Annotated in this window: 26 protein-coding genes; 11 read left to right on the forward strand and 15 right to left on the reverse strand. The window is 29.8% G+C overall.

Translation table 11 applies throughout. The annotated features are described in order from the left end of the window. Positions 1–101: 101 nt before the first annotated feature. The 8 genes from WNY60_RS10505 to WNY60_RS10540 form a co-directional block, all read right to left on the reverse strand. Positions 102–803 (reverse strand): sulfite exporter TauE/SafE family protein, encoded by a 702-nt coding sequence (locus tag WNY60_RS10505; RefSeq protein WP_339809370.1) that lies wholly within the window; start codon positions 801–803, stop codon positions 102–104. Then, on the reverse strand, positions 803–1,249 hold the full coding sequence (locus WNY60_RS10510) for a FixH family protein (protein WP_145001374.1): 447 nt from the start codon (positions 1,247–1,249) through the stop codon (positions 803–805). Before WNY60_RS10510 ends, WNY60_RS10505 begins: the two co-directional genes overlap by 1 nt. 12 nt (positions 1,250–1,261) lie before the next feature. Then, on the reverse strand, positions 1,262–2,686 hold the full coding sequence (gene ccoG, locus WNY60_RS10515) for a cytochrome c oxidase accessory protein CcoG (protein ID WP_342862338.1): 1,425 nt from the start codon (positions 2,684–2,686) through the stop codon (positions 1,262–1,264). Between the two features lie 10 nt (positions 2,687–2,696). Next, positions 2,697–3,659 carry a cbb3-type cytochrome c oxidase N-terminal domain-containing protein gene (locus tag WNY60_RS10520; protein ID WP_342862339.1) on the reverse strand — a complete coding sequence of 321 codons (963 nt, stop codon included), beginning with the start codon at positions 3,657–3,659 and terminating at the stop codon, positions 2,697–2,699. Then, complete coding sequence (locus WNY60_RS10525; protein ID WP_145001367.1) at positions 3,656–3,847, reverse strand: CcoQ/FixQ family Cbb3-type cytochrome c oxidase assembly chaperone; 192 nt, start codon at positions 3,845–3,847, stop codon at positions 3,656–3,658. Before WNY60_RS10525 ends, WNY60_RS10520 begins: the two co-directional genes overlap by 4 nt. A gap of 6 nt (positions 3,848–3,853) precedes the next feature. Beyond that, positions 3,854–6,049 carry a cytochrome-c oxidase, cbb3-type subunit I gene (gene ccoN, locus WNY60_RS10530; RefSeq protein WP_342862340.1) on the reverse strand — a complete coding sequence of 732 codons (2,196 nt, stop codon included), beginning with the start codon at positions 6,047–6,049 and terminating at the stop codon, positions 3,854–3,856. Between the two features lie 2 nt (positions 6,050–6,051). Next, on the reverse strand, positions 6,052–6,255 hold the full coding sequence (gene ccoS, locus WNY60_RS10535; RefSeq protein ID WP_145001363.1) for a cbb3-type cytochrome oxidase assembly protein CcoS: 204 nt from the start codon (positions 6,253–6,255) through the stop codon (positions 6,052–6,054). A 183-nt stretch (positions 6,256–6,438) separates the two neighbouring features. Then, positions 6,439–8,811, reverse strand: coding sequence for a heavy metal translocating P-type ATPase metal-binding domain-containing protein (locus tag WNY60_RS10540; protein WP_342862341.1), 2,373 nt, complete (start codon positions 8,809–8,811; stop codon positions 6,439–6,441). 51 nt (positions 8,812–8,862) lie between these two features. On the opposite strand from WNY60_RS10540, the gene WNY60_RS10545 reads away from it, so the two are divergent. The 3 genes from WNY60_RS10545 to WNY60_RS10555 all read left to right on the forward strand — a co-directional run bounded on the left by WNY60_RS10545 (position 8,863) and on the right by WNY60_RS10555 (position 10,888). Further along, positions 8,863–9,597, forward strand: a complete 735-nt coding sequence (locus tag WNY60_RS10545) for a Crp/Fnr family transcriptional regulator (RefSeq protein WP_342862342.1) — start codon at positions 8,863–8,865, stop codon at positions 9,595–9,597. Between the two features lie 94 nt (positions 9,598–9,691). Continuing rightward, the gene (locus WNY60_RS10550) at positions 9,692–10,357 is read left to right on the forward strand and encodes an outer membrane beta-barrel protein (RefSeq protein WP_339809363.1); all 666 of its coding nucleotides are present in this window, start codon (positions 9,692–9,694) and stop codon (positions 10,355–10,357) included. A gap of 105 nt (positions 10,358–10,462) precedes the next feature. Next, on the forward strand, positions 10,463–10,888 hold the full coding sequence (locus WNY60_RS10555) for a hypothetical protein (RefSeq protein ID WP_342862343.1): 426 nt from the start codon (positions 10,463–10,465) through the stop codon (positions 10,886–10,888). 149 nt (positions 10,889–11,037) lie between these two features. Here WNY60_RS10555 and WNY60_RS10560 read toward each other — a convergent pair whose 3' ends face one another. The 7 genes from WNY60_RS10560 to WNY60_RS10590 all read right to left on the reverse strand — a co-directional run bounded on the left by WNY60_RS10560 (position 11,038) and on the right by WNY60_RS10590 (position 18,801). Next, the gene (locus WNY60_RS10560; protein ID WP_342862344.1) at positions 11,038–11,622 is read right to left on the reverse strand and encodes a hypothetical protein; all 585 of its coding nucleotides are present in this window, start codon (positions 11,620–11,622) and stop codon (positions 11,038–11,040) included. 322 nt (positions 11,623–11,944) lie between these two features. Continuing rightward, complete coding sequence (locus WNY60_RS10565) at positions 11,945–13,558, reverse strand: hypothetical protein (RefSeq protein ID WP_342862345.1); 1,614 nt, start codon at positions 13,556–13,558, stop codon at positions 11,945–11,947. 1 nt (position 13,559) lies between these two features. Continuing rightward, complete coding sequence (gene tssD / locus WNY60_RS10570) at positions 13,560–14,255, reverse strand: type VI secretion system tube protein TssD (RefSeq protein WP_342862346.1); 696 nt, start codon at positions 14,253–14,255, stop codon at positions 13,560–13,562. Positions 14,256–14,265: 10 nt separating this feature from the next. Further along, the gene (locus WNY60_RS10575) at positions 14,266–15,426 is read right to left on the reverse strand and encodes a hypothetical protein (RefSeq protein WP_341588305.1); all 1,161 of its coding nucleotides are present in this window, start codon (positions 15,424–15,426) and stop codon (positions 14,266–14,268) included. 9 nt (positions 15,427–15,435) lie between these two features. Continuing rightward, positions 15,436–16,443 (reverse strand): PKD domain-containing protein, encoded by a 1,008-nt coding sequence (locus WNY60_RS10580; RefSeq protein ID WP_342862347.1) that lies wholly within the window; start codon positions 16,441–16,443, stop codon positions 15,436–15,438. 69 nt (positions 16,444–16,512) lie between these two features. Then, positions 16,513–18,351 carry a type VI secretion system baseplate subunit TssF gene (locus tag WNY60_RS10585; protein WP_342862348.1) on the reverse strand — a complete coding sequence of 613 codons (1,839 nt, stop codon included), beginning with the start codon at positions 18,349–18,351 and terminating at the stop codon, positions 16,513–16,515. 21 nt (positions 18,352–18,372) lie between these two features. After that, entirely contained in the window at positions 18,373–18,801 is a 429-nt protein-coding gene (locus WNY60_RS10590; RefSeq protein WP_339809352.1) for a GPW/gp25 family protein, read from the reverse strand. Positions 18,802–18,966: 165 nt separating this feature from the next. Here WNY60_RS10590 and WNY60_RS10595 point away from each other — a divergent pair, with 165 nt between their 5' ends. From WNY60_RS10595 to WNY60_RS10630, 8 genes are all read left to right on the forward strand, one after another. Continuing rightward, complete coding sequence (locus WNY60_RS10595) at positions 18,967–19,965, forward strand: NlpC/P60 family protein (protein ID WP_342862349.1); 999 nt, start codon at positions 18,967–18,969, stop codon at positions 19,963–19,965. Between the two features lie 21 nt (positions 19,966–19,986). Continuing rightward, entirely contained in the window at positions 19,987–20,886 is a 900-nt protein-coding gene (locus WNY60_RS10600; RefSeq protein WP_339809350.1) for a hypothetical protein, read from the forward strand. 9 nt (positions 20,887–20,895) lie between these two features. Continuing rightward, positions 20,896–21,774: a TssN family type VI secretion system protein gene (locus tag WNY60_RS10605; RefSeq protein WP_339809349.1), complete on the forward strand. Its 879-nt coding sequence runs from the start codon at positions 20,896–20,898 to the stop codon at positions 21,772–21,774. A gap of 152 nt (positions 21,775–21,926) precedes the next feature. Continuing rightward, positions 21,927–22,313, forward strand: coding sequence for a type VI secretion system tube protein TssD (tssD, locus tag WNY60_RS10610; RefSeq protein WP_339809348.1), 387 nt, complete (start codon positions 21,927–21,929; stop codon positions 22,311–22,313). 89 nt (positions 22,314–22,402) lie between these two features. Further along, positions 22,403–22,798, forward strand: a complete 396-nt coding sequence (gene tssD, locus WNY60_RS10615) for a type VI secretion system tube protein TssD (protein WP_342862350.1) — start codon at positions 22,403–22,405, stop codon at positions 22,796–22,798. 11 nt (positions 22,799–22,809) lie between these two features. Next, a complete protein-coding gene (locus WNY60_RS10620) occupies positions 22,810–23,526 on the forward strand; it encodes a hypothetical protein (RefSeq protein ID WP_339809344.1) in 717 nt (238 codons plus the stop codon). 4 nt (positions 23,527–23,530) lie between these two features. Next, entirely contained in the window at positions 23,531–24,115 is a 585-nt protein-coding gene (locus WNY60_RS10625; RefSeq protein WP_339809342.1) for a hypothetical protein, read from the forward strand. Between the two features lie 40 nt (positions 24,116–24,155). Beyond that, complete coding sequence (locus tag WNY60_RS10630; protein WP_339809340.1) at positions 24,156–24,611, forward strand: hypothetical protein; 456 nt, start codon at positions 24,156–24,158, stop codon at positions 24,609–24,611. Positions 24,612–24,717: the final 106 nt, after the last annotated feature.

Consider the following 24,717-nt stretch of genomic DNA (forward strand, 5'->3'; position numbering starts at 1 on the left):
GCGTATTGTAATTTACAAAATAATAGTAAATATTATTTATGAATTTAAGTTTAAGTTGGCTTGGCTTTATTTCCGCGAAAGCGATAAATTTAAACGTTTTATTAATGGCAATCAATTGCACTATTAACCATCTGTACCACTGGACTTGGAGAGATATATGGAATACCTAATCCTAGTCCACGCAAAATAAATAAAGCGCCAATTACTATTACAAATACTGGAATTGCTTTTTGAATGCGTTGTTTTACTTGTGCGTTTAAAAATTTACCCAAATAAATTGCTGTAGTCATTAATGGGATGGTACCTAAACCAAAAAAAGCCATATACAAACTGCCTTGCCAAGCATTACCTGCAGCTATGGCTCCAAAAACTGCCATATATACTAAACCACATGGTAAAAAACCATTTAAAAATCCTATGGTTAAAAAGGTGTCTGCTGTTTTCTTTTTTAAGGCTTGACCCATTTGTTTTTTTACAAAGCCAACTGCTTTATAAATAGGCTTAACTATATAATTTTGTCCTAATTTTTTATATGGAAAAAGGATTACTACTATCATTAAAACTCCTATTACGATAGATAGTTTTTGTTGTAATCCAAAAATATATAAGCTTTTACCAATGACACCAAATATTAAACCAATGATGCTATAAGCTAATATACGTCCAAAATGATAAGCCGTAATTTGAGTTATTTTTTTAAAAGAATTACTTCTATCTACAGGCAGCATAAAAGCAATAGGACCACACATACCAACGCAGTGAAAACTTCCTAATAAACCAAATATGAGCGCTGTAATTAACATTAATACAAGACGTCTTGTTTATACATGTAATTTGTACCTTTGTAATTCCAATCTATTTTAATGTTCCAACGACCATCTAACATACGTTTGTCAGGTATGAGCAAATTGTGATTAGACAACAAAATTGTGGTTTCGAAGTCTAGTTGTTTGTTAGATGGTCTATATAGGAACACTTTACCTTTAATATTACTGAAGTCTAACTCTGAAGGAAAACTAATTAGCATACCTTCTGGTGTTTTTTTCCAGGTTATTTTAGAGTCAAGCTCTTTAGATTTTTTCTCTTTATTAATATCATTTTGATACTCTAATTCTTGTTTGTAGTAATTATCATTAACCAAATCATGATCCAGATTTTTATCTGTATTCATGGCTATAACAAAATACATTATAAAGCTTATAAATAGTATAAATGCTATAACTACTCCTGTTCCCCAATTTAATTTCATTTTCTAATCTGTTTAATTATAGCTTCTAGGTCCTAAGAAGTTAACTGTTGTAGTTTCGATTAATTTTGTACCACTATACACCTCAATGGTTAGCTTAGTTTTATCCTCTTTTAAAGCACTTTGATCAAGCTCTATAAATAAAGTTCCTTCAGCCAAACCTTGTGCTGGTACTAAAAAGCTATTATCCGTAGAGACTAACTTAATGGTTCCTTTATACTTTTTAAGTTTAAAGTTTACATTATCAATAGCCTGAGTTGTTTTATTTACAAGTTTATAGGTAAAAACATTACTTATTATATTATCAGCTTTGTGCTCGAATAATTGACCTGGCAGCCTTAAAACACGTGCTTCTACATCGTTTCGTAACTGTAACATTGCAATTAAAACACCTGTTAATATAAATAAGACAACAACATAGGCTTTAAGTCTTAATGTAAATTTAAAAGGTTCTTTCTTTTCAATATTATTTTCACTTGCATAACGTATAAGTCCTTTAGGCAAGCCTACTTTTTCCATTATATCATCACACTCGTCTATACAAGCTGTACAATTTACACACTCTAATTGTGTACCGTTTCTAATATCAATTCCTGTTGGACACACATGTACACATTGCATACAATCGATACAATCTCCATGACCAAGCGCTTCTCTATCTTCGTTTTTTCTAAACTTTTTACGTCCATTCTCACCTTCTCCACGTTTATGGTCATAGGCAACAATAATAGATTGATTGTCTAATAATACACCTTGTAAACGTCCATAAGGACAAGCGATTATACAAACTTGCTCTCTAAACCAAGAAAATACAAAGTAAAATAATCCTGTAAAAATTAGCAACGGAAATAAAGTACTTAAATGCTTAAATGGTCCTTCTGTTATGTAATTTAACAGCTTATCACTACCTATTAAATAAGCTAAAAAGACATTAGCTATTAAAAAGGAAATGATAACAAAAATGGTATGTTTTAAAATACGTTTTCTGATTTTTTCTGGTGTCCATTTGGTTCTTTTTAATTTCATTTGAGCACCTCTATCACCATCAATCCAGTATTCGATACGTCTAAACACCATTTCTAAAAAAATGGTTTGTGGACAAATCCATCCACAAAATATACGACCAAATGCAACTGTAAATACAGTAATGAAGATAACACCAATAATCATTGAGATTACAAATAGGTGAAAATCTTGAGGCCAAAACGGAAAACCAAAAATATTAAAACGTCTTTCTAATACATTAAATAGTAAAAACTGGTTACCATTAATTTTAACAAATGGAGCAGCAAATAAAAAGGCTAAAAGAATATAACTTACTATTTTCCTATAATCATAAAACTTTCCGCTTGGCTTTTTTGGAAATACCCAAGCACGTTTACCGTCTTCGTTTATAGTTGCTATTGAGTCTCTAAAACTCTCGTTATCTGGAGCTTCCATTGTATATGTATTAATTGTTCATTGAAACAGATTTCTCTACTTCTAAAACGTCTGTATCTTTAATTTCTGCTGGTATTTGCAAATCTTCTGCACCTTCTGGTTGCCAAAGATCACCTTCTGCCTCTTTAGGATTAGCAGGAGTTGTACCTTGTAAAGACAACACATAACTTGCTACTTGTGCCATTTCTAATGGTTTTAAATCTTTTTTCCAAGACACCATACCTTTACCAGAACGTCCACCTTCAGAGATTGTCTGGAATACATTTTTTATGCTTCCACCCAAAATCCAATGCTTATCTGTTAGATTTGGTCCAATTCCTCCTCCACCATCTGCCATGTGACAAGCGATACAGTTTTCTGTAAATATTTTTTTACCGTTTTGTAAGTCTAAAGCATCTGTTAATAGTACTACTGAATTAACATCCACTAGGTTTTTAGCAGTTTTTTTGTATGCTTCAATTTCAATTTTTGCTTGTGCATACTCATTATCCAACTCTTCATATTGTGTGTCTGATGATCCTGTAACATGAAAATTAAACAAGTAGATTACAGCAAATACCATAGATGCGTACCATGAGTATAACCACCATGGTGGTAAGTTATTATCTAGCTCTTTAATACCATCGTAGTTATGGTCTAAAATAATTTCGTGCTCTTCCTCGATTGGTTTTTCACCACCTTTAAGTTTAGCATAAACAGCCTTTAACTTAGTAAATTGAGGGACTTTAGTTTGACTAGCTAAATAGCGTTGTTTACCTGCTTCATCTAAACTTTGAAATAGTACGTTTTCAATAGAGCCTACAATCCCTTCTATTGCAATTAGTATCACTAATACTAGTAATAAAAATAACATGATTATTGGATACTCTAAAAAAGCTGGTTTGTCTCCTGAGTCTACAAAAAACTCTACTAATCCAAAAATAATAAAGAATACAGCTGGTACTCTGACGTATGATGGAATTAAATGTCTCATAATTCGGTTTCGTTTTGGTTATCTAAGTCTAATGGTAAATTACTTACAGTGGTGATGTAGTCTTTTTTAGCGGTAATTACCCACCAAAAAAGGACTACAAAAAAACCAAAGAATATAAGTAATGAAAATATTGGATATATCTCTACACCTGCAATACTGTCTAAATGATTTTTTACAAATTTTAACATGGCGTTCTATTTTTGTACTGTTGTTTCTTCTACTGTGTCTACTTTTATATCTGTACCTAAACGTTGTAAGTAAGCTATAACAGCTACAATTTCACGATTGCGCATTTCAACAAAATCTGCTCCTCCGTTTTTCTTGCTATCTTCATAAGCTTTTGCAAAATCAGGATCACTATAAAGATTTTTTTCAATTTGCGTTCCTTGTTCTAACATTTGCGCTTGTGCATTTGCAATATCTTCTTCTGTATATGGTACACCTAGTTTTACCATAACTTCCATCTTAGCCTCAATTTGAGACTTATCTAAAGTATTATCAATTAGCCATTTGTAAGCTGGCATAATAGAACCTGAAGAGGTACTTTGTGGATCATACATATGGTTAAAGTGCCAGTTATCGTTATACTTACCACCTACTCGATGTAAATCTGGACCTGTACGCTTACTTCCCCATAAAAATGGATGGTCATATACAAACTCTCCTGCTTTACTATATTCTCCGTATCGCTCTACTTCACTTCTAAATGGTCTAACCATTTGTGAGTGGCATCCAACACAACCTTCACGTATATATATATCACGACCTTCTAACTCTAATGGAGAGTATGGTTTAACACTACTAATAGTTGGTATATTAGATTTAACCATAATTGTTGGTACAATTTGCACAATCCCTCCAATTAAAATAGCGATAGTTGCTCCAATAGTCAATCTTATTGGCTTACGCTCTAACCATGTGTGCCATCCTTCTCCAGATACACGTTTTTTAGATACACGTTGTAACGCAGCAGCTTCTGCTAATTCATCCTCAACAACACTACCTTTTCTAATAGTTGCAATAACGTTAAATACTAAGATTAACATTCCTGTTAAGTATAGCGTACCACCTATTGCACGCATCCAATACATTGGTATAATCTCTGATACAGTTTCTAAAAAGTTACCATATTTTAAATTTCCATCAGGATTAAACTGCTTCCACATACTAGCTTGTGTAAAACCTGCTACATACATTGGTAAGGCATACATAATAATACCTAAAGTACCAATCCAAAAATGAAGATTTGCTAATGGTAACGAGTATAATTTAGTTTTAAATAATTTTGGCACTAAATAGTATATCATACCAAAAGTTAAAAACCCATTCCACGCTAATGCACCAACGTGCACGTGTGCAATAATCCAATCTGTAAAGTGTGCAATTGCATTTACATTTTTAAGCGATAACATTGGTCCTTCAAATGTTGCCATACCATAACCAGTAATTGCAACAACCATAAATTTAAGTACTGGATCAACACGTACTTTATCCCAAGCACCACGAAGGGTTAATAATCCATTTATCATTCCTCCCCAAGAAGGCATTAATAACATTACAGAAAATGCAACTCCTAAATTTTGAGCCCATTCTGGTAAAGCTGTGTATAATAAATGGTGTGGTCCAGCCCAAATATAAATAAAGATTAACGACCAAAAGTGTACAATAGATAGTCTGTATGAATACACAGGTCTATTAGCAGCTTTAGGTACAAAGTAATACATCAAACCTAAAAAAGGTGTTGTTAAGAAAAAGGCAACCGCATTATGTCCATACCACCATTGTACTAAAGCATCTTGTACACCTGCGTAAACCGAGTAACTTTTCATACCAGTTAAACTAACAGGTAACTCTAAACTATTAAAAATATGTAGTACTGCAACAGTTACAAACGTAGCGATGTAAAACCAGATAGCAACATATAAGTGACGTTGACGACGCTTTAACATTGTACCAATAAGGTTTGCACCAAAAGCTACCCAAATTAAGGCAATAGCAATATCAAAAGGCCATTCTAACTCGGCATATTCTTTAGATGTCGAGTAACCTAAAGGTAACGTAATGGCTGCTCCAACAATTATTAATTGCCATCCCCAAAAATTAATATTACTTAACAGGTCGCTAAACATTCTAGCTTTAAGTAAACGTTGTGTCGAGTAATACACTCCTGCAAATATAGCGTTACCCACAAACGCGAAAATCACCGCATTGGTGTGTAATGGTCTTAAACGACCAAAGCTAAGCCATGAAATCCCATCTGTCATATTTGGGAATAAAAACATAAACGCTAAAAGGAGTCCTACAAGCATACCAACAACTCCCCAGAGTATAGTAGCGTAAAGAAACTTTTTAACAATCTTGTTATCGTAATAAAATTGCTGCATTTCCATAATTAATTGTGATTAGTCTTATTTTTGATTTTAGTTTTTTTTATTGTTTTGACTGGCGTTTTAACCAATTCGTCTTCAAAAAGCATTCTTACAGATGGTGTGTAACCATCATCAAATTGTCCATTTTTAACAGCCATTATAAACGCTGTAAAAAACACAATCGCGATAATTATGCTTACTGTTAGTAAAATATATATAACACTCATACCTATTAGAAGTTATGCTACAAAAGTAATTTAGTAGGCTTGTTTAAAAGATGACATTTATCATGTTTAACCAAGTTTTGAAGCTAAATTTAAAATTTTTTTAAGATTTTCTTAAGATTTTTTTTCGCTTTCGCGAAAAACTTGCAACACGTAATTAAATTTAGCAAAAAATTGAAATAAACTCTACTTTATTTTACGTCCAATCCAATTGGTTGCAAGTGTTGTAAATATGACTATACTAATCGAGCTTAAAGGCATTAAAATAGCTGCAATTACAGGAGCTAGCTGTCCTGTTACTGCAAAATACAAACCAATAACATTGTAGAATAATGATAATAAAAAACTCCATTTTATAATCTTTATAGCACTTTTAGAAGCCTTTATATATTGATACAATTGGTTAAACTTTGTAGCATCCAATATAGCATCACAAGCAGGAGAAAACACATTAACGTTTTCTGAAATTGCTATTCCAACATTACTTTGTGCCAAAGCACCAGCATCGTTTAAACCGTCTCCAACCATCAATACTTTTGCACCTTCTGATTGATGGTATTTAATATACTCTAACTTATCATCTGGCTTCTGATTGAATAGCATTTTTGTTTTAGCAGGCAGAAGCTTTTTAAGGTTTTCTAATTCACCTTCATTATCTCCAGACAAGATCACTAAGTCAAAGTGCTTTTTAAGTTTGTTAAACAACTTAGACAAGCCTTTACGGTAACTATTATAAAATGTATATTTTCCTTTGTAACCTTTATTTGTACTAATATGTACTGCAGTATTTAAAACTGTACTATCGTTGTTAAAACCTACAAATTTAGCCGAACCAATTTTTATATTTTGGGTCGCATGAGACGCCTCAATACCTTGCCCTAAATGTTCTTCAAAATAATCTAAGGTTACAATATCATTATCTTTTAAAATATCATACAACCCTCTACTTAAAGGATGGTTTGAGCCTCTTAAGGTATTTTTTAATAATACTTCCTCATCTAAACTTAATGGCACACCTTCATATTTTGCATCACTTTTTTTATTAGACGTAATGGTTCCTGTTTTATCAAAAATAACAGTATCGATATGTGCTAATTGTTCTAAAACAGAAGCGTTTTTAAGATAAAATTTCTTTTTTCCAAAAATGCGTAACAAATTACCAAAAGTAAAAGGAGCTGCTAAAGCAATTGCACATGGACAAGCTATAATTAATACTGCTGTAAAGACATTTAAAGCTTTACTGCTATCCGCAAACATCCAATATGCTGTAGCTATAAAGGCAATACTTAAAACAGCAATTGTAAAACGTTTACTAATCGCATTGGTTAGGGTTGTAAAACCATCCTCTTTATTTTTACTAAAAACATCGTTACTCCATAATTGTGTCAGGTAACTTTGTTCTACAGATTTTATGGCCTCCATTTCTATGACACCAGAGGTTTGTTTACCACCAGCAAATAACTTGTCACCAGAAATTTTCTTAACCGTTTCAGACTCACCTGTTACAAAGCTGTAATCTATTCTTGCGTTCCCATTAATTAATATACCATCGACAGGAATTAACTCGTGATTTCTAATTAATAATCGATCGCCTTTTTTTATGTCATATACCTGAACTGGCACTTCTTCATTATTAAAAATTTTAGTAACCGCTATTGGAAAATACGACTTGTAATCGCGCTCAAAAGACAAAAACGAATAGGTTTTTTGCTGAAAAAACTTTCCTAATAATAAAAAGAACACTAATCCTGTTAAACTATCAAAAAAACCAGAACCTATGTCAAAAACAATTTCGGCAGTACTTCTTAAAAACAAAACAACAACACCTAAGGCAATAGGAATATCTATGTTTAATATTCTAGTTTTTATGGCTTTAAAAGCTGAAATAAAATAATCTTGAGCTGCATAAAACACAACTGGTAATGAAAAAGCAAACATAATCCATCTAAAGACATGCTTATATTGCTCCAACCAAAACTCGTTTACCTCAAAATATTCAGGAAATGATAAAAACATCACATTTCCAAAAGCAAAACCTGCAACGCCTAATTTATAAATTAAACTACGATTGACGTTTTCTTGTCCTGTTTTATAATCGTCCAAACTAATGTAAGGCTCATACCCAACAGAGCTTAATAGAAGGACCAATTGTTTAAGCGAAAAAGCTGTGGTGTTATAAGAAACTCGTACTGTTTTTTTACCAAAACTGACTTGAGATAAAGAAATTGCTGGATTAAGTTTATTAAGATTTTCTAAAATCCATATACACGAACTACAATGAATATGCGGAATATAAAGTGTAGCTATTTGAGTTTTACCGTCGTCAAACTCGACTAACTTTTCTATAATTTTATCTTGCGATAAAAAATCATACTTCCCTTCTATCTCCTTTGGTATTGCTCCTGGAGACGATTGCAAGTCGTAGTAACACGTTAAGTCGCTTTCCGACAGTATTTCATAAACTGTTTTACAACCTTGACAACAAAAGGGTTTATCCTCTATTAGTATTGTTGTATCTGTACAATTATCGCCACAATGATAACATACTTTTGATTCCATAATTTGCTCTTTTACCTGTAACAAAGGTTACACTTTGACATCAATTATTATATGATATTTGTCATATCAGGTATTGTATACTTTTGGTATACTGCAACAAAATTAGGTATGAGTAAATGTGAACAATGTATTGTCAGGCAATTTAATAGTTTAAACACACTAACTAGAGATGAATTGGTGCGAGTATCTGCTTGCAAAACTGGACGAATAGTAAAAAAAGGTGAAATAATTTTTAGAGAAGGCGAAGCTTTAAATGGTATATATTGCATTAGAGAAGGCGTTTGTAAACTTACTAAATTAAGTGAAAATGGTAAAGATCAAGTCGTAAAGCTATCTGTAAAAGGTGGTATGATGGGACAACGCTCCTTGGTTAGTAATGAAAGTTCAAACTTAACTGCTGTTGCCTTAAATGATATGCAAATTTGTTTTATTCCTAAACAAGAGATATTAGAGGATTTACAGAAAAACATAAGTTTTTCGATGGATCTTTTAAAACGAATGGCTCAGGATTTAAGAGATGCAGATGATAGTCTTGTGGATATGGCCCAAAAAACAGTAAAGCAACGTTTAGCAGAAACTTTATTGTACGTAAAAAACAAATTTGATAATGATGGAGATGGTTATTTAGCCTTAACGCTATCTAGAGATGATTATGCTAGTATTGTTGGTACAGCAACAGAAAGTGCTATTAGGATTTTGTCTCAATTTAAAAAGGAAGGTATAATTAGTACTAAAGGAAAACAAATCAAAATTGAAGATGAACAAGCCCTAAAACGTGTGGAGTAATTTTTATTATTTACTTAAAATTAATACTTAAATACGAATTTACTCTTGTTTTAAACAATGGATTTTCTTTATATTTACAATTCAAATTTTATATATGAAAAGACTTACACTACTTCCGATTTTATTATTTTCTTTTTTATACGTTAATGCACAAGATGAAGTTTTTGGCTTTATGCACAAAGAGCTTTTTATTGAGGGTAACATCCAATATTCTTCTATAGATAATCAAACAACCCAAAATAAAATTACAACGTTGGGACTAAATCCAAAAGTAGGTTATTTTATACTTGATGAGCTAGCTTTAGGTATTCAGGGATCTTATCAATTAGAGACTAACACAACAACACTTCCTGATCCAGATCCAGACACTAATACTGATGTTGTTAGAAAGGTGGAAACTACCTATTATTCTCCAGGAATATTTGCACGTTACTACTTTTTACAACTAGGAAAACGTTTTTTTACATACGGAGAATTAGGTGGTAATTACGGAATGAAAAAGCGATTTGTAGATGTTAATGGTGACATAGATAATGAAGTAAAAACTAATGTTATAGACGCCAATTTGAATTTAGGTCTAAATTACTTTGTTAACGATAAAATAATCATCTCATTCTCATTAGCAGATGTTGTGTCCTACACATCGGAAAAAATAGATGCTGATGATGCCAAACCTATAAACACGCTAAATGCAAATATAAACGTACTTAACAACTTTTTTCAAACTGCACAGTTTGGTGTTATGTTTATCCTAAACTAAGGCTTACAGGTTAAAAAATTAAAAATCCGTTTAAATCTAATATTAGATTTAAACGGATTTTATTTTTAATAATATTTATTAATTGTACAACATTTTGACCAAACAATGAAAATCCGAATTTTAACGACATTATTTATAGTTTTTATAAGTTGCAAAAATGTGACTAAAAATGAACAGGCTCAAATTGCAATTGATTCTACTGAATCAAAAATTGAAGTCGATGAAAAACAAAAGGAATATTCAATAAGTAACGGAATTTGGATAAGTACTATTGATTCATTATCAACTGTTGAGATTAAAGATAACAAGTGGATTTTTAAATACGCAAATGAAGAAACAGATTCAGATGATATTTATGATTATCTGATTACTGAAAGTGTTTTTAATGAGGACAATTCAATAATTGGTGGAGGCTTAGTATTATCTCATAAATCTGATACGTTGAAGTATGGAATTGATTATATATCTGATAAAAACATGACTCTGATATATTTACCAAGAGGCAATTTTCATCAATATCAGAAAAAATAAAAAACGTTGTACAACAATAAGCATAATTAATTGCTTGTTTATAGCCTGCTTACAAACATTCCTGAGGAATATTCTATTTATTTTTTAACTTAGAACCTAAATCTTTCAACTAACTATAGACAATGACGATATACTAGATTACTACAGTTCTAATTTTTTTTTGCTTCCTCATAAAATTGAAGGCACTTTTTTTCAAATTCAAAATTTATATCATCACTAAAACAATATAAAAAGGTATCTGTAAATATCAATTGTTTTGTTATGGTTGGTAACTTTCTTAATTTACCGTTATAGACATCATAAAAATCACCTATATACGTATTAGATTTTAAATCAACACTTGATTTTCCACTACCGTTTTTAACTAGATCTCCATACGTATGCCTATCTAAATCATAATCTGTACGATAGATTTTAATGAGCTGCATTTTTTTTACATTGTTGTTGTATTCAAACTCATTTATCCAACCAGAGCGACCATAATCATTCCAAAACTGGAATCCGTTTTTAGTTTCCACCAAAGTGTTTCCAAAATTTAGACTTCTAATTTTTAAGCTTTCTATTTTTTTATAATTGTTTGAAGACAACACGCATATTAGCTTATCTAAGTCACTGTCTATGTAAACAGTGTCCATTTTTTTGTCTCCATCAAAATCTTTAGTTATTTGCCTAGTCGACTGTGCAAGTGTTATATTAAAAACGATAAATGGTATTATGACTACTAACTGTTTCATTATATCAAACTTTAATTAAAAGTTATTATTTAAAACAAATAATCATGTATAAATGAAACTACTAAAACAATAGCAATTAAAATAGACAACCGTATAACATTTATTGACACGTTATTAGCTTTTTTTAAGTAGATATTTACCAGAATAAAAGGAATAAAACTTATGACGCCAACCCTTAATCCTACTAGAAAAATGACTAGTTGTTTTGCAAATTTTACAGATTTTGAATCTAGGGTTTGAAAATATCTAAATAAGATAGAAATAGTAATACTGATTAACAACCAAAATAAAAGGTTTACGTATTTATTTTTAAACATTGTAATTAATTTTTAAAACCTGGATTTATACCTGAACCAAAACTATCCCTTAATGCTTGTTCTACTTCTGGAAATAGTTTTGTGTGGCTTAAACTGTGTGCATTAATAGCTAAATAAACTAAAGAGCCTGGTTTAACCTCAAGTTTACTATTAGCAAGATCTTTGTCAGTTACTAAGTTTTTATTGTATTTATTAATTAAACTACGATAGCTTTTAAAATTACTCATAGCTAGTTTTAATGCTGTATCCAATGCTCCAAAATTAATAATAGCCAAAGTATTTAAGGTATCTATAACGGTATCTAATTTTCCTAAATAATTTGGAGTCATCAGTTGACTTAAAAGACGCATTGCAACTTCTCTAATATCGTTTTTATTGTTTTTAACTGCATCTTCAATACCATTGATAAATGAATCGTAATCTGATTGTTTATTTTTAGAATGATATGGATCTTGTGTATATATTGGAATGTCTACAATTTCAAATTTATTATTGACCTGCTTTTTAGGAGACCATGATGTATCATCTATCCTATCCACGATACCAGATTCGTCCGTCTGAGATATACTATTTAATAATCCTAATAAATAACTACTATCCTCATTTTTATCTATATCTAATAAAACATTAATAATTCCTAAAATACCAATTAAATCGATGTCATCAAAAAATTCTGAACGACCATAACCTCCATCTCTATTGTTTTGATTTCTTTCAAACACACTACCTTGTGTACTTGCCCAATTAAAAAGTTGCCTTAAATGACCTAGTAATTCTACTTTTTGAGGAGCAAAAATTGTTGTTGTTTCTAGACAATTGACTTTATTTATTAAAACAGTTAAAACTTGCTCAATACCATCTAATAAAATTGTGGCTTGTTGCCAAAGAAAAGGACCTTCTGTATGATTATTAATTACAAGATCTGACAAATGATCAAACGCAGAAAAGTTAGTTTCTTCAATTCTTTCCAATCCATCTTTAAAATCTTCTTTATTAAAATCTGCAAGTAAAATTTCAAGATTCTTTAAAGAAAAATCTGCAACAAAACGTTGCGTAATATCATATTTGTTATGAACATTAATTATTTTACAATCTGGATGCAAGTTTTTTGCATTTAGCTGATGTTGTTCTTTAAAAAAAGGAGTGGAAAGATAGGTTATAGATTTTACTTTCCATTTTTCCGGAAAACTACCATCGTTTGCTATCACGTTAGTGTATTCGTTTATTACATTTCCACCATGAGAGTGTCCGATAAAATGAAAATATACATCTTCATTTTTCCAATTAGGATATAGTCTATATATTAAATCTAAAAGCCTATTAGCACCTGTAGTTCTATCTGTATTATTATTATCACCAGACCAGCTAAAAAACTCGTCCTCAATATGTAAATCATGAAATTGTGGCTTTAAATCTTTTACACTTGCTCTAAGGTTTTTTAAATCTTCCTTTTCACTTCTCCAGTAATCCCTATTAGCTTGATGGTTTTCTGCGGTCGAATTTACAGGGTCTGTAGTTCCTGCCACAAACATTACAACGTCTTTTGGGCTGATTATATTTATTGAAGCTGATTTAGTTACTCCGTCTTCAAACGCTATTTTAAAAGTATTTTGTCCCATATTAATTTTGCGTTGATTGTTGAATAACTTCTAGTTGAATTTTTTCTGAATCACTAGAAATTATGTAATCCTTGATGGTATCGTTATGTAATACTTGCCCATTATACTTAAAATCGTGAGATTTATCATCTAAACTAATAGTCATAGCATCTCCTATCCTATTAGAAGTTTCGATATTTAAAACAATTATATCGCCTATTTTATAGCTTTCAAGCTCCTGACCATCTGTATTAGTTATGTTGTAACTTGTTACTTTTTTCTCTTTTTCTTCTCGTTTTGTTTCGTCAATATTTACAAATGGATTGTTTGGGTTCCAGGTTTCTTCATGTAAAAGACCTCTCATTTTAATGATTCCCCAACCAATTGAAATATTCATATGCATTGGACTTGCTCCTGAAGCATCAAAATGTTCTGAAAGTCTTAATACATATGCATTAGCAAATTCTATTTTAAATAACGTACTTAATCCATCTCGTTTATAAAACACTATTTCTCCTTTTATACTGCTAGTAGGAGAAAACATGTTATGATATAAAAAACTATCGTCTTTGGTGGATTCCAAACTAAATTCTAGTTGCTTACCTAACGGTTTGGTAGTTGGTTTACCATTAACATCTGCAAGTCTAGAAAACACCTGTTTTGCATTAAGAATGTTTCTTACTTCGTCATTTATAAACAATTTTGCTAAAAAACTCATACATTATATTTTAATCTAATAAAAAGCTTCTTCTACTCTTAACCTCTGGATTATCAACCACCTCTTCTTTTACAAAAATATTAGAGTCTGATTTTTTACCTATGTAGTCTAACTCGTTTAATTTTTTAAATAATGATAGCATTAATCTTGTAAATGAAGATACTTTATATAAGGCTGCATTAACATCTGTATGCACATACTCTAAATCTATCATATCTATAAGTACGTTTTCAAATGCGCCTTGGTTTAAATCACACCAGTCTGTAAGATAGTTTAAAAGATCTTCTTTACCTGTTCCAACATATACATCTAAACTACTTTTGATTGTTCTAGCTAAGCTTACTTGCTTAGTAATCATGTTAATTGGTGGATTATTTTTATCTTCTAATCTAAAGTTTGAAATATTATCATTTAGGTATTGTAATGTTCTTTGAGACAAATGCAATACCATATGTGCTAAATCATTAGTTTGTTTTTTTTGATATATTTTTTGAATAATATGCATGGAATAGGATTCCATTTGATTTAAAAATGCACCTAATTCTGAATATGTAAATTTTAAATCGCCATGACTTTGTACTGAGCTACAAGGTGGAATAAAATCTTCCGATAACACTGGTTTGTCATCTACCAAAACAATTTTACCAATGGTTAAATGATAAAGCCCTAACTCTTTTTTTGAGGTTTCGGATTTAGGCAAAACATCTATTGTATACTCTGGTAAAGTATTTGGATGACGTGGTGGCTCCTCTTCTGGATCGGCATTACCTACAGGAATTGTTTTAAAAGGATTAACCTTTATTACCACAAACCACTCTGTGTCATTTTCGCTTAAAGTATATTGGTGTTTTAATACATAACCTGATTGTTCAAGCAAGGCTTTGGTTTGATTAGTAATATTAATTTGATAACCACCTAAAGTTACAGCAACACACTTGTTTACAACAACCTCTATAGTATCTTGACCATCTAAAGATATTATTACATCTATGGCATTATCGGCATCATTATAATTTGGCAATAAACCGTAATTATTAGGTGTAATATTTAATTTAACTGCATTATTTATTGTTGAAATAAGTGCATTTTCAGACTCAATAAAATGATTTTTATTAATTTTCATTCCATCAATCCAATTGACTCTATAATTATTTTCTGACATAGAACTCATATATTATTTTTAAAAGATACCAAATTTTCTATGGTTAATAGTTACTGTCTTTATGCAGTTAGACCCTTTATCTCTATAAACTGTTAAATCTCTAATTTTTAAATTTTTTCCTTTTATAGTTTCACAAAACACTAAAAATGTTGTTGTTTTTCCGTTAACTACTATGGATTTGTTTATTTCACCACATAAATATTCTGAAAAAGCATTAGCGTTTAGTTTTTCTTCAGATATAAGCATTATTTTATTTCTAAAATCGCCATCACTTATAAAAGGTACCGCTTTAGGTTTTGTTTTAGATGCGTTATCTTCTTCTTTATTTTTATTTATTTCATCTAAGGGCTTACGCTTTGTTACTCTAGGCGTTTTGGTGTTGGTGACTATTCCTTCAATCTTGCTGGTTTCGTCTTCTGTAGGTAAAACGTTAATTTTCTTTTTAGAAATATGTTTCATATCGCCATTTACTACCAATGACACAGTATACAATCCAGGCTCTTTGTACTTATATTCTGCTCGTCTACTAGTAGAATTTGCATTTCCAGTTTCACCAAAGTACCATTCCCAAGTCGAGGCATTATCTGTCTCGTCTTGAACCGTTATTGTTTCTCCAAAATCAATTGTACTAGGTAATTTAAATTTAGGAAGTTTAGTGGAATCAATAACAAATAATTTTTCATTAATTGTTATTACTTCCAATTTTTCGCAAATATTATTAACCAATAAGCTAACTGTATATTCTCCTGGTTTATTATAAATATGAAGTGGTTCTTTACTTGTGGATACTTCCGAGTCGTCTCCAAATTTCCACTCCCAACTATTTGCGTTGTCAGTATAATCTGCAAATTTTATTAATTCGCCTTGTCTTAACTCTTTAGACAGCACTCTAAAATCCACCTCTTCGCAAGGCTTGTATTTTGTATATCTAAAAGCAAAAACAGATGCCGAAATTAAAAATACTACGATAAACAGACGGATTACGGTCTTGTCTAAATGTTTTGATATTGTTGGTTGACTACTCATGTCTACTTTAAAAAATTATAATTTATTGTCTTAAACTATTTGTTTTATTTGTGTTTGACTAAATTGACTTTATTCTAACATTTTTATTTTGTAAGGAAAAATACTAACTGAGTGCTTTTCTAAATATAATAATAAATTATTATTAATAACGTCCCATTCATTAGCTTCTGTATGCACGTCTGTATTTGGAGTTATTTCTATGTTTATACATTGCAATAATCCTTTATTTAAGGCTATATCTGTGGTATAACCTTTAGTTACACTTACTGCTTTTATTTTATCATTATACATTTCATAACATAACGCTTTAACGTCTTCTTTAGATACTATACGATCTCTGGACAATAACGACCTCCTGTAAGCATTTAAACGCTCATTCATACTTAAATCATTTTTCCCACCATGACTTGTAGTAAGCAGCATACTACTTTTTTGTCTTATACCTATACCGTTATAAACACTTAAATCGCTTCCTGATTTTATATTATTACCATCTTTACCATTGGTTGTCCAATAATCTACCAATAAAGTCTCCTTCTTTTTAAACGGTTTTAAAGTAATGTAAGTTGTTTCTGTTATTTGGTGTGACAGCTCTGATACTTTATTTTCTAATAATGAAATTAATTGATTTAGTGTCTTTAAATTTTTAAATAAAAAGTCATTATTATAAAATGAAAAGGATGCACTTTCATCTTTTAACAACTCTATCAAATGTGCAATGTATTCTTTTGCTTTTTTATTGTCTAATTTACCAATATTATCTGTTCTTACAGAAAATGTTCCTTTATCAGTATTGGAATCGTCTTTACTATTAGCCTTATACTTAACATTGTTGGTATTAGTTATTGATTTTAAATCTAAAAATAAGTCTTCCGTTTTTATTGGGATTATATCAATAAACTCCTTCATTTGATACGTAAAGCTATTTATTTTTCGGTTAATAGCTGGTACTGCATTGCAAGTACAGTATAAAGTTTCTAACATTTTATTACTAACAACTCTTGGAAATACAATTTTAATCCATCGTACCTCCTCTTCAAGTTTAATTTTATTAGTTTTTATTAATGTATCCAGCTCTGTAAAAGAGGACTCCATAGCAGTCATACCATTTAAGGGTTCTTTAACCGTTATGTAATGTTTGCTATAATTATTTCTTACCAACTCCTCTATATTATGTGTTTTATCAGAGGTTTTATTAAAGATACTGTTAAGCTTTAATTCGTTAGTTTTTTCGCTATTAAATAATCCTTGATTTGTTTTAATTTTAAAATCATTTACATACCATTCTGTATTTTTTAAATGATGATAAAACACCTTATCTAGCTTAGTATCTTGTTGTTCAAAATAAAATGAAACATCCTCTAAGGACAACTCTTTTTCTGGTGAAGTTACACCTAGATAAATAGTAGATTCTGGCAAAGCAGCATGATTACCTGCATTAAAAATAGGTAATAATTGTTTGCTTGAAGTTATTTCAGAAATCTTACCACCTGTTGCAATATATTTTACATCTGCATTAATAAGATTAAAATCTTGGACTGGAGAAAAATAAATGTCTTTAAAGTTTTCTGACACATTTTTGTAAGACACTTTCTTTTTAAAATTAAATAAATAATTAGGGTTAATTTTTAAAATTGGCTCTGTTGGTTTAGTATGTAAAATAGCGTGAGATGGTCTAGCTCCAAAAATATATTCTGGAGTCATTAACTGAATTATCTTTTCGGTAATTCGTGTTTGAGATTGATCTATATCACTAGATAATTTTTCAATTTCAGCAGCGCATGCTGTTATTAAAAGTGATACTATTGGATCAAAAGACATGTCAATTTCGTTTGCAGGCACACCCCAAAGTGTAGCTGCACGCTTTAACATTCTATTTTTTATTTCTTCTTTACTATTTTCTTTCATTCTTTTGGATAAAAATGTGTTTTAGTAAGATAAAGGTCCAATGTAAAAATATTCCTTGTACATAAAATCTTCATTTGTCTTTTTAACTTTTCCTATAATCTTTAATGACACCTTCTTTTTAACAATACTACTCTCTTTTTGCGTAATTTCTTCTTGTTTTATACTTACATCAATATAAACATTGGTTAAACGCTTTTCATGATTTTTAAGCGACTCCAATAAAGAGTCTGATATGACACTTTTAATTTTATTAACACTTGACAAATTATCAAAATCAACATTCCAAATAGAGCAACCAAACGTGTCATCAAACGTACACTCACCAAAATAAGATGTGGTTAGTAAATGAATGCTATGAGAAATAGACTCCTTAATACTACATTTATCATGGGCTTTATTTACCATCAATCTTTTAGTGTCAAAGGGTAGTGAAAAGTAATTGCTATTCATTTTAAAAGTATTTAATCCCAAAAATACATAAATAAATTATGCAAACTAAAACCGATTAAGGGTCATTTGTTGCACTTTATCAATTATTAATTAAAATTGCTCGATATTATAATTTTTAAAACTAATATTTTTTATATTTTAGTGTTATCAAAAAAAATAAATTTTATGAATAGATTACAATTCTCCTGTTTAATAGCATTTTTAGGTTTTATTTCTTTGGCAACGTCTCAAAATTTTAATTTTGAAAGTCTAGTTGTTGAAAAAGACAGCCATGTACCTGTTGATAATGCAACAGTAACTATTGAAAACACTGATTTAATTGTAAAAACAAACGCGGACGGAAACTTTAAATTTACACGTTCCATCCCTATTGGTGATCATGTAGTTACCGTTACTAAAGAAGGATTTGAAACAATATATTTTTTAATAAAATCCGAAGAAAACAAGCAAATTTTAATAGACAAGGTAGAGCTTGAAACAACCAAAGAAGAAGCAAAAAGAAGAAATAGACAAGCTAAAATAGACTATAAAATAGCCAAAGAGCTAGAACGAGAAAAAAAAGCTAAAGAAAAGCTTTTAGCAAAACAAGAAAGAAAATTACAGAAAAAAAACTCTGTCGAAGTTGTATATTACGATACAACTAAATTAGCACCTGCAGCAAAACCTGCTGAGGAGGACGTTGTAACTATATCTGAAGCTCAAATAAAATATGCTAAACTACTTGATGTTGAAGTTGAGAAATTAACCAATAAAGAGTTATATGAATTTATCGATGAATGGGAAGGAACACCATATTTATTAGGTGGTGAAACCAAAGATGGTATCGACTGCTCCTCTTTTACGCAATTATTAAATGTAAAAGCATTTGATAGATATATTGAAAGAACTGCAGAAAAACAATACGAGTCTAAAAATACCGATAAATTTACAGGTAAAGAATATTTAAAAGAAGGCGATTTAATTTTCTTTGTCGGTCTTGGTACTGACTCAGACGATATAGCTCCAACAATCTCTCATGTAGGTGTCTATTTACATAATAATAAATTTGTACACGCAACTAGCAGTAGCAGAACGGAAGGTAAAAGCGGAGTTAAAATTAGTGACTTAACAGATAAATACTGGAAAATAAGATATTACGAAAGTGGCAGAAGAATTAATAACTAATCTTACTTACTACTAATTATATTGGAAACAGAACTTAAATCTATCTTTGAAGAGTTAATCACAACTTACCATAATCTAAAAGCAGAGATTATTGTTACTGAAATTAATAAAAACAAAAAAGATAAAGTTGATTTTTTAATTGAAAACAAAAGTTCTTTTTCTAGACCATACAGAAGAGACATATTAAAAGTTAATAAATCCGAAGATGCAGAACATTTTATTCTAGATTTATCTAGAAACGGAATTTATGATAGCTTACCAGAGTCTTTTTTTCATATAGAAAAATTAAGTGATCGTAATAAATCTTTTTCTTTTAAGCGTCAACAATATAAAGAAGAAGAAAAAAATGCAAGACTTTTTTTTAGTCCTATTGAAAACGAGTTTTTTAATCAAAGATTAAATATTGAAGAAAACGAAAGACGCATTTTAGATGAATTTTATAATTTAGAGGATGAGTTTTTAATAAAATTCTGGAACATAAATCAAGACATACCTAAAGAATACCAATTAAAACTCATTAAATTATTACCTTATAGTGCTGTTATATCTGGAGATTTAGAACTAACAAAACGAAGTTTAGAAAAAATAATAAAACAAAACGTAACATTTAAAATAGCATATAAAAACCAGTCTCTAGAAACACAATCAGAAACAAATAAACTTGGAGTTAATTTAGTTACGCAATCTAAAAATTCTGACGTTTTACAACCCTTTTTGGAAGTTACAATAGGACCTTTGAAGGACAGTGATACAGATGTATTTGTAAATAATAATGGAGTTAATCAATTTTTAAACTCCTTTTATAGTTATTTCATACCTTTAGAGCTAGATGTGGTAACAAAAATTATCACAAACAACGATAAAGGATTTGTTTTAAGTAAAAAACAAACCTCTATAATGGGATATTCAACCAGTATTTAGAAAATAAAAATGGGATCATTTAGTAGTATAGTTAATGGAGATGCTTTTAAACTAAGCTTAATCTTTTTTATAGTAGGATCACTAATCATGATATTAGTGACCAAATTACGAGCAGTATTTACACAAAATAAAAAGAAAGCCATTTTATATGCAATCTTTACATTAATAACGTTTGCATTAGTAGGATTAGTAAGTTCCAGTAAAGTATTAAATGATACACCACTAAGTAGCTATATAGGCATACAATTATTATTTGTAGCATTAGGCGGTTTACACCTATATATTATAAACACCTATTTTGAAGACCTAATAGAAGATAAATCCTCATTTTTTCCACCATTTTTATTTAGTATAGCAATACTTTGCATAGGTTTAATTGCTTTTTTTAACGTTGTAAATAAATTTAGAGAACCTTTTAAGTTTTTATACTTAGCCTCTTCCCTAACCTTTATAATACCGTTTTTAATATACAAACTTTATCACTTTGCAATCTTAATACCAGTTCCAATTTATCAAAAATGGTTGTATCCATTACACGAAAACATAAAAGATCCCACAGCTAAAGAGCTTAAAGATCCACTAGTGATTAGTTTTGAATTTAAAAAACAAGAACATCGTAGTGATATAACTAATTTTAGGGTAAAAGCACCAGAAGCAATGGAATTTGGAAAATTATTTTACTTTTTTATCAATGACTATAACGAAAGACATCCCGAAAGTAAAATCAACTTTTTAAACGAAATAGAAAACGAACCGCAAGGATGGATATTTTATTTCAAACCTAATTGGTGGAGCGGATTAAAGCACATTAACTTTAATAAAACAATCTCTGGAAACAACATTAAAGAAGATAATGTTATCATTTGTCAACGTGTTGATAATGAATAGTATTTATATCTAACAACACACTTAAACCTCTGTTTTGTGTATTTGGTCTAAAAAATCGAATTAAATTTGTCAGCCTTTTAAGTAATAAGTAATTTAGGGGTAAGCCAATAATGGTCTTTTAAATATTTATTATTAATTAAAATTTACAAATTATGTCTTTTAAAGCAAAATTAAAAGTAGGAGGAAAAGAGTACAACGTCTTAAGCTGTTCTTATGAACTACATCAAGAAACAGATGCTACTGGAAGACCTTCGTCTATTACAAGAGGTGGGAAAATCAGATTAGTGGTAGAGTCAACTGCAGACACAAGTCTATCAGACTGGATGTTTAACAACTTTGAGCGTAGAGATGGTTCTATCGTATTCTTAAAAAGAGATACAGAAGCAACTGCTAAGGAGTTAAAATTTCAAGAAGGTTACATGGTTAAATATCATGAAAATTTTGATGCTACAGGTAAAAATCCTATGGCAGAATCTTTTGTAATTTCTGCTAAAGGAATTGCAATTGGAAATGGAGAACACGTAAATGATTGGGTATAATTAATACCTGATTTTTTTTACATATAATATTACAAAGGAAGTGTTCTCAACACTTCCTTTGTTGTTTAATCCATTAAAACTTTATACCAATGTCATTTTTATCAAAATTAACAATTGATGATGAAACCATGAATGTTTTAAAATGCTCCTTTGCTTTTGAGCAAGGTGCAGATTTTACAGGAAGACCATCACAAAGACCTAGAGGAGGGCAAATAACAATCCTTATAGAATCAACTAACAAAACAGACTTTTTAGAATGGATGATATCATCCAACATGACAAAAAGTGGAGAAATTATTTTTTATAAAAGAGACAACCTCTCAAGTCTTAAAACTGTAAAATTTAAAGACGCCTATTGTCTTAATTACATTGAAGATTTTGATGCAGTTAGTGATGAACCACTTAAAACGCATATTGTAATTTCGGCTAAAGAAATCTCTATAAAAGACACTACCTTTAAAAATAACTGGCCTGATAAAGTATAAAACAATTACTTATGGGAAAGCAGAAAACAAAATTAGAGATAAAAGCAGAATTAGCCAAAGAGTTTGACGTCCATGTAAGTGCTTATGGTGGTTATGCAAATGACGAAAGTGAAAAGCCAATAGTAGATATTATAGAAAAAGTTGCAGCAAATACGAAACTAAAACCCTCATATCTATTTACTATTGCTGTAGGAGAAGGTCTAGGCTTACTATATTTAGATTTAGCTACTAACTACAAAAACAATAAGCTTGTAACAGACAAGCAAATAAATGGCTTTCAAGTATTGGGTCTAGATTTTTTTAGTTCGCCTAAAGAATATCCTAGATTTAAAAAATATCTGCCTAATGATTATAATATTCATGATGAGTATGAACCATACATGGCTGAGAGAAATGAAAGATACGGTAAAGAAATTGTGCCAAGTGCTAAATTTAAAGATTTAGAAAGTGCAATCGAGGGTATTGGAGCTGTACTTGCTCATCGAAGAGATTTATTCCATATAAATTATAAAAAATTTGGATATAAAAACCCTACCGAAGATGAAGAAGCTTACTGGTCTTATTATTTTTACCAAGCGGAAGGAGATGCTAAAAGATTATTAGAAGACAATGGTGGCTTAGATATATTTTTCCTAAAAAGCACCAGTAGATCTACTATACATGTAAAAGCTCTAGAGAGAGTAGCTTCATGGAGATATTTATTGCATTATAACATTTTTACAAGCTAAGCTTATGAAAAATATACTTTTACTTTTCATTTTAATAAGTTTTTTTTCTTGTAAAAAGAAAGAGCAACAAAGTAAAACACAGGTTAAAAATATAAAAGACACTACGTATTGTAATTATTTAAAAAACCCAATTATCAATAGTGACAGTATCTCTTTATATAATAAACATTACAAGAGCATCATTAAAACTTATAGCTTGTTTAATGAAAAAATAATTGATTCATCAAAAGAAAAAATAGAAATATGTTATCATAACGAAGTAAATATTATTTTCTTACAAAAACAAGATACTGTATTTAACATCAACATAAATGCACCTTTTCTAATAGAAAAATATAAATCTTTTTATGACGAGTATGAAAACATATCAAAGAAAGATATTTATAATGATTTATCAATTATAAAACCTATTGAAAGTTTAAAGTTAGATTCTGTAATCCTATCAGGAGCTCGCACAAATCATGTTTATTTTACTTGTTATTCTTCTGATTATAAATCTAACGAAAATTACAAAATTGATATTGGAGTAGATTATTTAAAAGATATAGGATCTAATTTTATTACAAATCAGTTAGAGAAAATTAATTAAAATATTAAATAAGATTAATCTAATAAAACTTAGTTGATTTATGAAAAGGTTTATTTTAATATTATTAATTTTTATTAGCGCTTGTTCTAAAAATGTTAAAGAAACAAACTGTGATAATTTAGAAAGTATAGATAAAACTGAAGTATTAAACATCAATGATAAATTACCAGGTTTTTATCCTTTAGGTAATAATAAACTATCATTTTCAGACTTAAAAAAAGAAAAAATAGCTGTTTTTTTTAAATCAGAAAATGATGATATTAAAGTAGGTTATAATCAAGAAATTGATAATGCTATTTGGCAAGAATTGAAAAATAATAAAGTTGATATAATTGTTATTTCTGATTTAAAAATAGCAGGCATTTATGGGATCTTTACTGAAGAAAACAAGATTAATAATAATATTTTATTGATAGCAGACAATAATAAAATTATTAATAAAATATACAAAAACGTCTGTGTTAATAATATTGCAAATATTATTAACAATAATTAAAAACCTATGTTACTGCCTTAACGATAGTGAAGACAAAGGTTTTACTGAACAATCTGGGAAAATCATAATATTGAATTATGAGAATGGAACATTTGTTAACTCAAAT

Origin of the sequence: Olleya sp. AS48 (assembly GCF_038900355.1) — a bacterium.
Taxonomy (GTDB): domain Bacteria; phylum Bacteroidota; class Bacteroidia; order Flavobacteriales; family Flavobacteriaceae; genus Olleya.

Excerpts from the sequence above, each read along its gene's own strand:
- WNY60_RS10505 (WP_339809370.1), bottom strand. The coding sequence starts at position 803 with ATGTTAATTACAGCGCTCATATTTGGTTTATTAGGAAGTTTTCACTGC.
- WNY60_RS10510 (WP_145001374.1), bottom strand. The coding sequence starts at position 1,249 with ATGAAATTAAATTGGGGAACAGGAGTAGTTATAGCATTTATACTATTT.
- ccoG (WP_342862338.1), bottom strand. The coding sequence starts at position 2,686 with ATGGAAGCTCCAGATAACGAGAGTTTTAGAGACTCAATAGCAACTATA.
- WNY60_RS10520 (WP_342862339.1), bottom strand. The coding sequence starts at position 3,659 with ATGAGACATTTAATTCCATCATACGTCAGAGTACCAGCTGTATTCTTT.
- WNY60_RS10525 (WP_145001367.1), bottom strand. The coding sequence starts at position 3,847 with ATGTTAAAATTTGTAAAAAATCATTTAGACAGTATTGCAGGTGTAGAG.
- ccoN (WP_342862340.1), bottom strand. The coding sequence starts at position 6,049 with ATGGAAATGCAGCAATTTTATTACGATAACAAGATTGTTAAAAAGTTT.
- ccoS (WP_145001363.1), bottom strand. The coding sequence starts at position 6,255 with ATGAGTGTTATATATATTTTACTAACAGTAAGCATAATTATCGCGATT.
- WNY60_RS10540 (WP_342862341.1), bottom strand. The coding sequence starts at position 8,811 with ATGGAATCAAAAGTATGTTATCATTGTGGCGATAATTGTACAGATACA.
- WNY60_RS10545 (WP_342862342.1), top strand. The coding sequence starts at position 8,863 with ATGATATTTGTCATATCAGGTATTGTATACTTTTGGTATACTGCAACA.
- WNY60_RS10550 (WP_339809363.1), top strand. The coding sequence starts at position 9,692 with ATGAAAAGACTTACACTACTTCCGATTTTATTATTTTCTTTTTTATAC.
- WNY60_RS10555 (WP_342862343.1), top strand. The coding sequence starts at position 10,463 with ATGAAAATCCGAATTTTAACGACATTATTTATAGTTTTTATAAGTTGC.
- WNY60_RS10560 (WP_342862344.1), bottom strand. The coding sequence starts at position 11,622 with ATGAAACAGTTAGTAGTCATAATACCATTTATCGTTTTTAATATAACA.
- WNY60_RS10565 (WP_342862345.1), bottom strand. The coding sequence starts at position 13,558 with ATGGGACAAAATACTTTTAAAATAGCGTTTGAAGACGGAGTAACTAAA.
- tssD (WP_342862346.1), bottom strand. The coding sequence starts at position 14,255 with ATGAGTTTTTTAGCAAAATTGTTTATAAATGACGAAGTAAGAAACATT.
- WNY60_RS10575 (WP_341588305.1), bottom strand. The coding sequence starts at position 15,426 with ATGAGTTCTATGTCAGAAAATAATTATAGAGTCAATTGGATTGATGGA.
- WNY60_RS10580 (WP_342862347.1), bottom strand. The coding sequence starts at position 16,443 with ATGAGTAGTCAACCAACAATATCAAAACATTTAGACAAGACCGTAATC.
- WNY60_RS10585 (WP_342862348.1), bottom strand. The coding sequence starts at position 18,351 with ATGAAAGAAAATAGTAAAGAAGAAATAAAAAATAGAATGTTAAAGCGT.
- WNY60_RS10590 (WP_339809352.1), bottom strand. The coding sequence starts at position 18,801 with ATGAATAGCAATTACTTTTCACTACCCTTTGACACTAAAAGATTGATG.
- WNY60_RS10595 (WP_342862349.1), top strand. The coding sequence starts at position 18,967 with ATGAATAGATTACAATTCTCCTGTTTAATAGCATTTTTAGGTTTTATT.
- WNY60_RS10605 (WP_339809349.1), top strand. The coding sequence starts at position 20,896 with ATGGGATCATTTAGTAGTATAGTTAATGGAGATGCTTTTAAACTAAGC.
- tssD (WP_339809348.1), top strand. The coding sequence starts at position 21,927 with ATGTCTTTTAAAGCAAAATTAAAAGTAGGAGGAAAAGAGTACAACGTC.
- tssD (WP_342862350.1), top strand. The coding sequence starts at position 22,403 with ATGTCATTTTTATCAAAATTAACAATTGATGATGAAACCATGAATGTT.
- WNY60_RS10620 (WP_339809344.1), top strand. The coding sequence starts at position 22,810 with ATGGGAAAGCAGAAAACAAAATTAGAGATAAAAGCAGAATTAGCCAAA.
- WNY60_RS10625 (WP_339809342.1), top strand. The coding sequence starts at position 23,531 with ATGAAAAATATACTTTTACTTTTCATTTTAATAAGTTTTTTTTCTTGT.
- WNY60_RS10630 (WP_339809340.1), top strand. The coding sequence starts at position 24,156 with ATGAAAAGGTTTATTTTAATATTATTAATTTTTATTAGCGCTTGTTCT.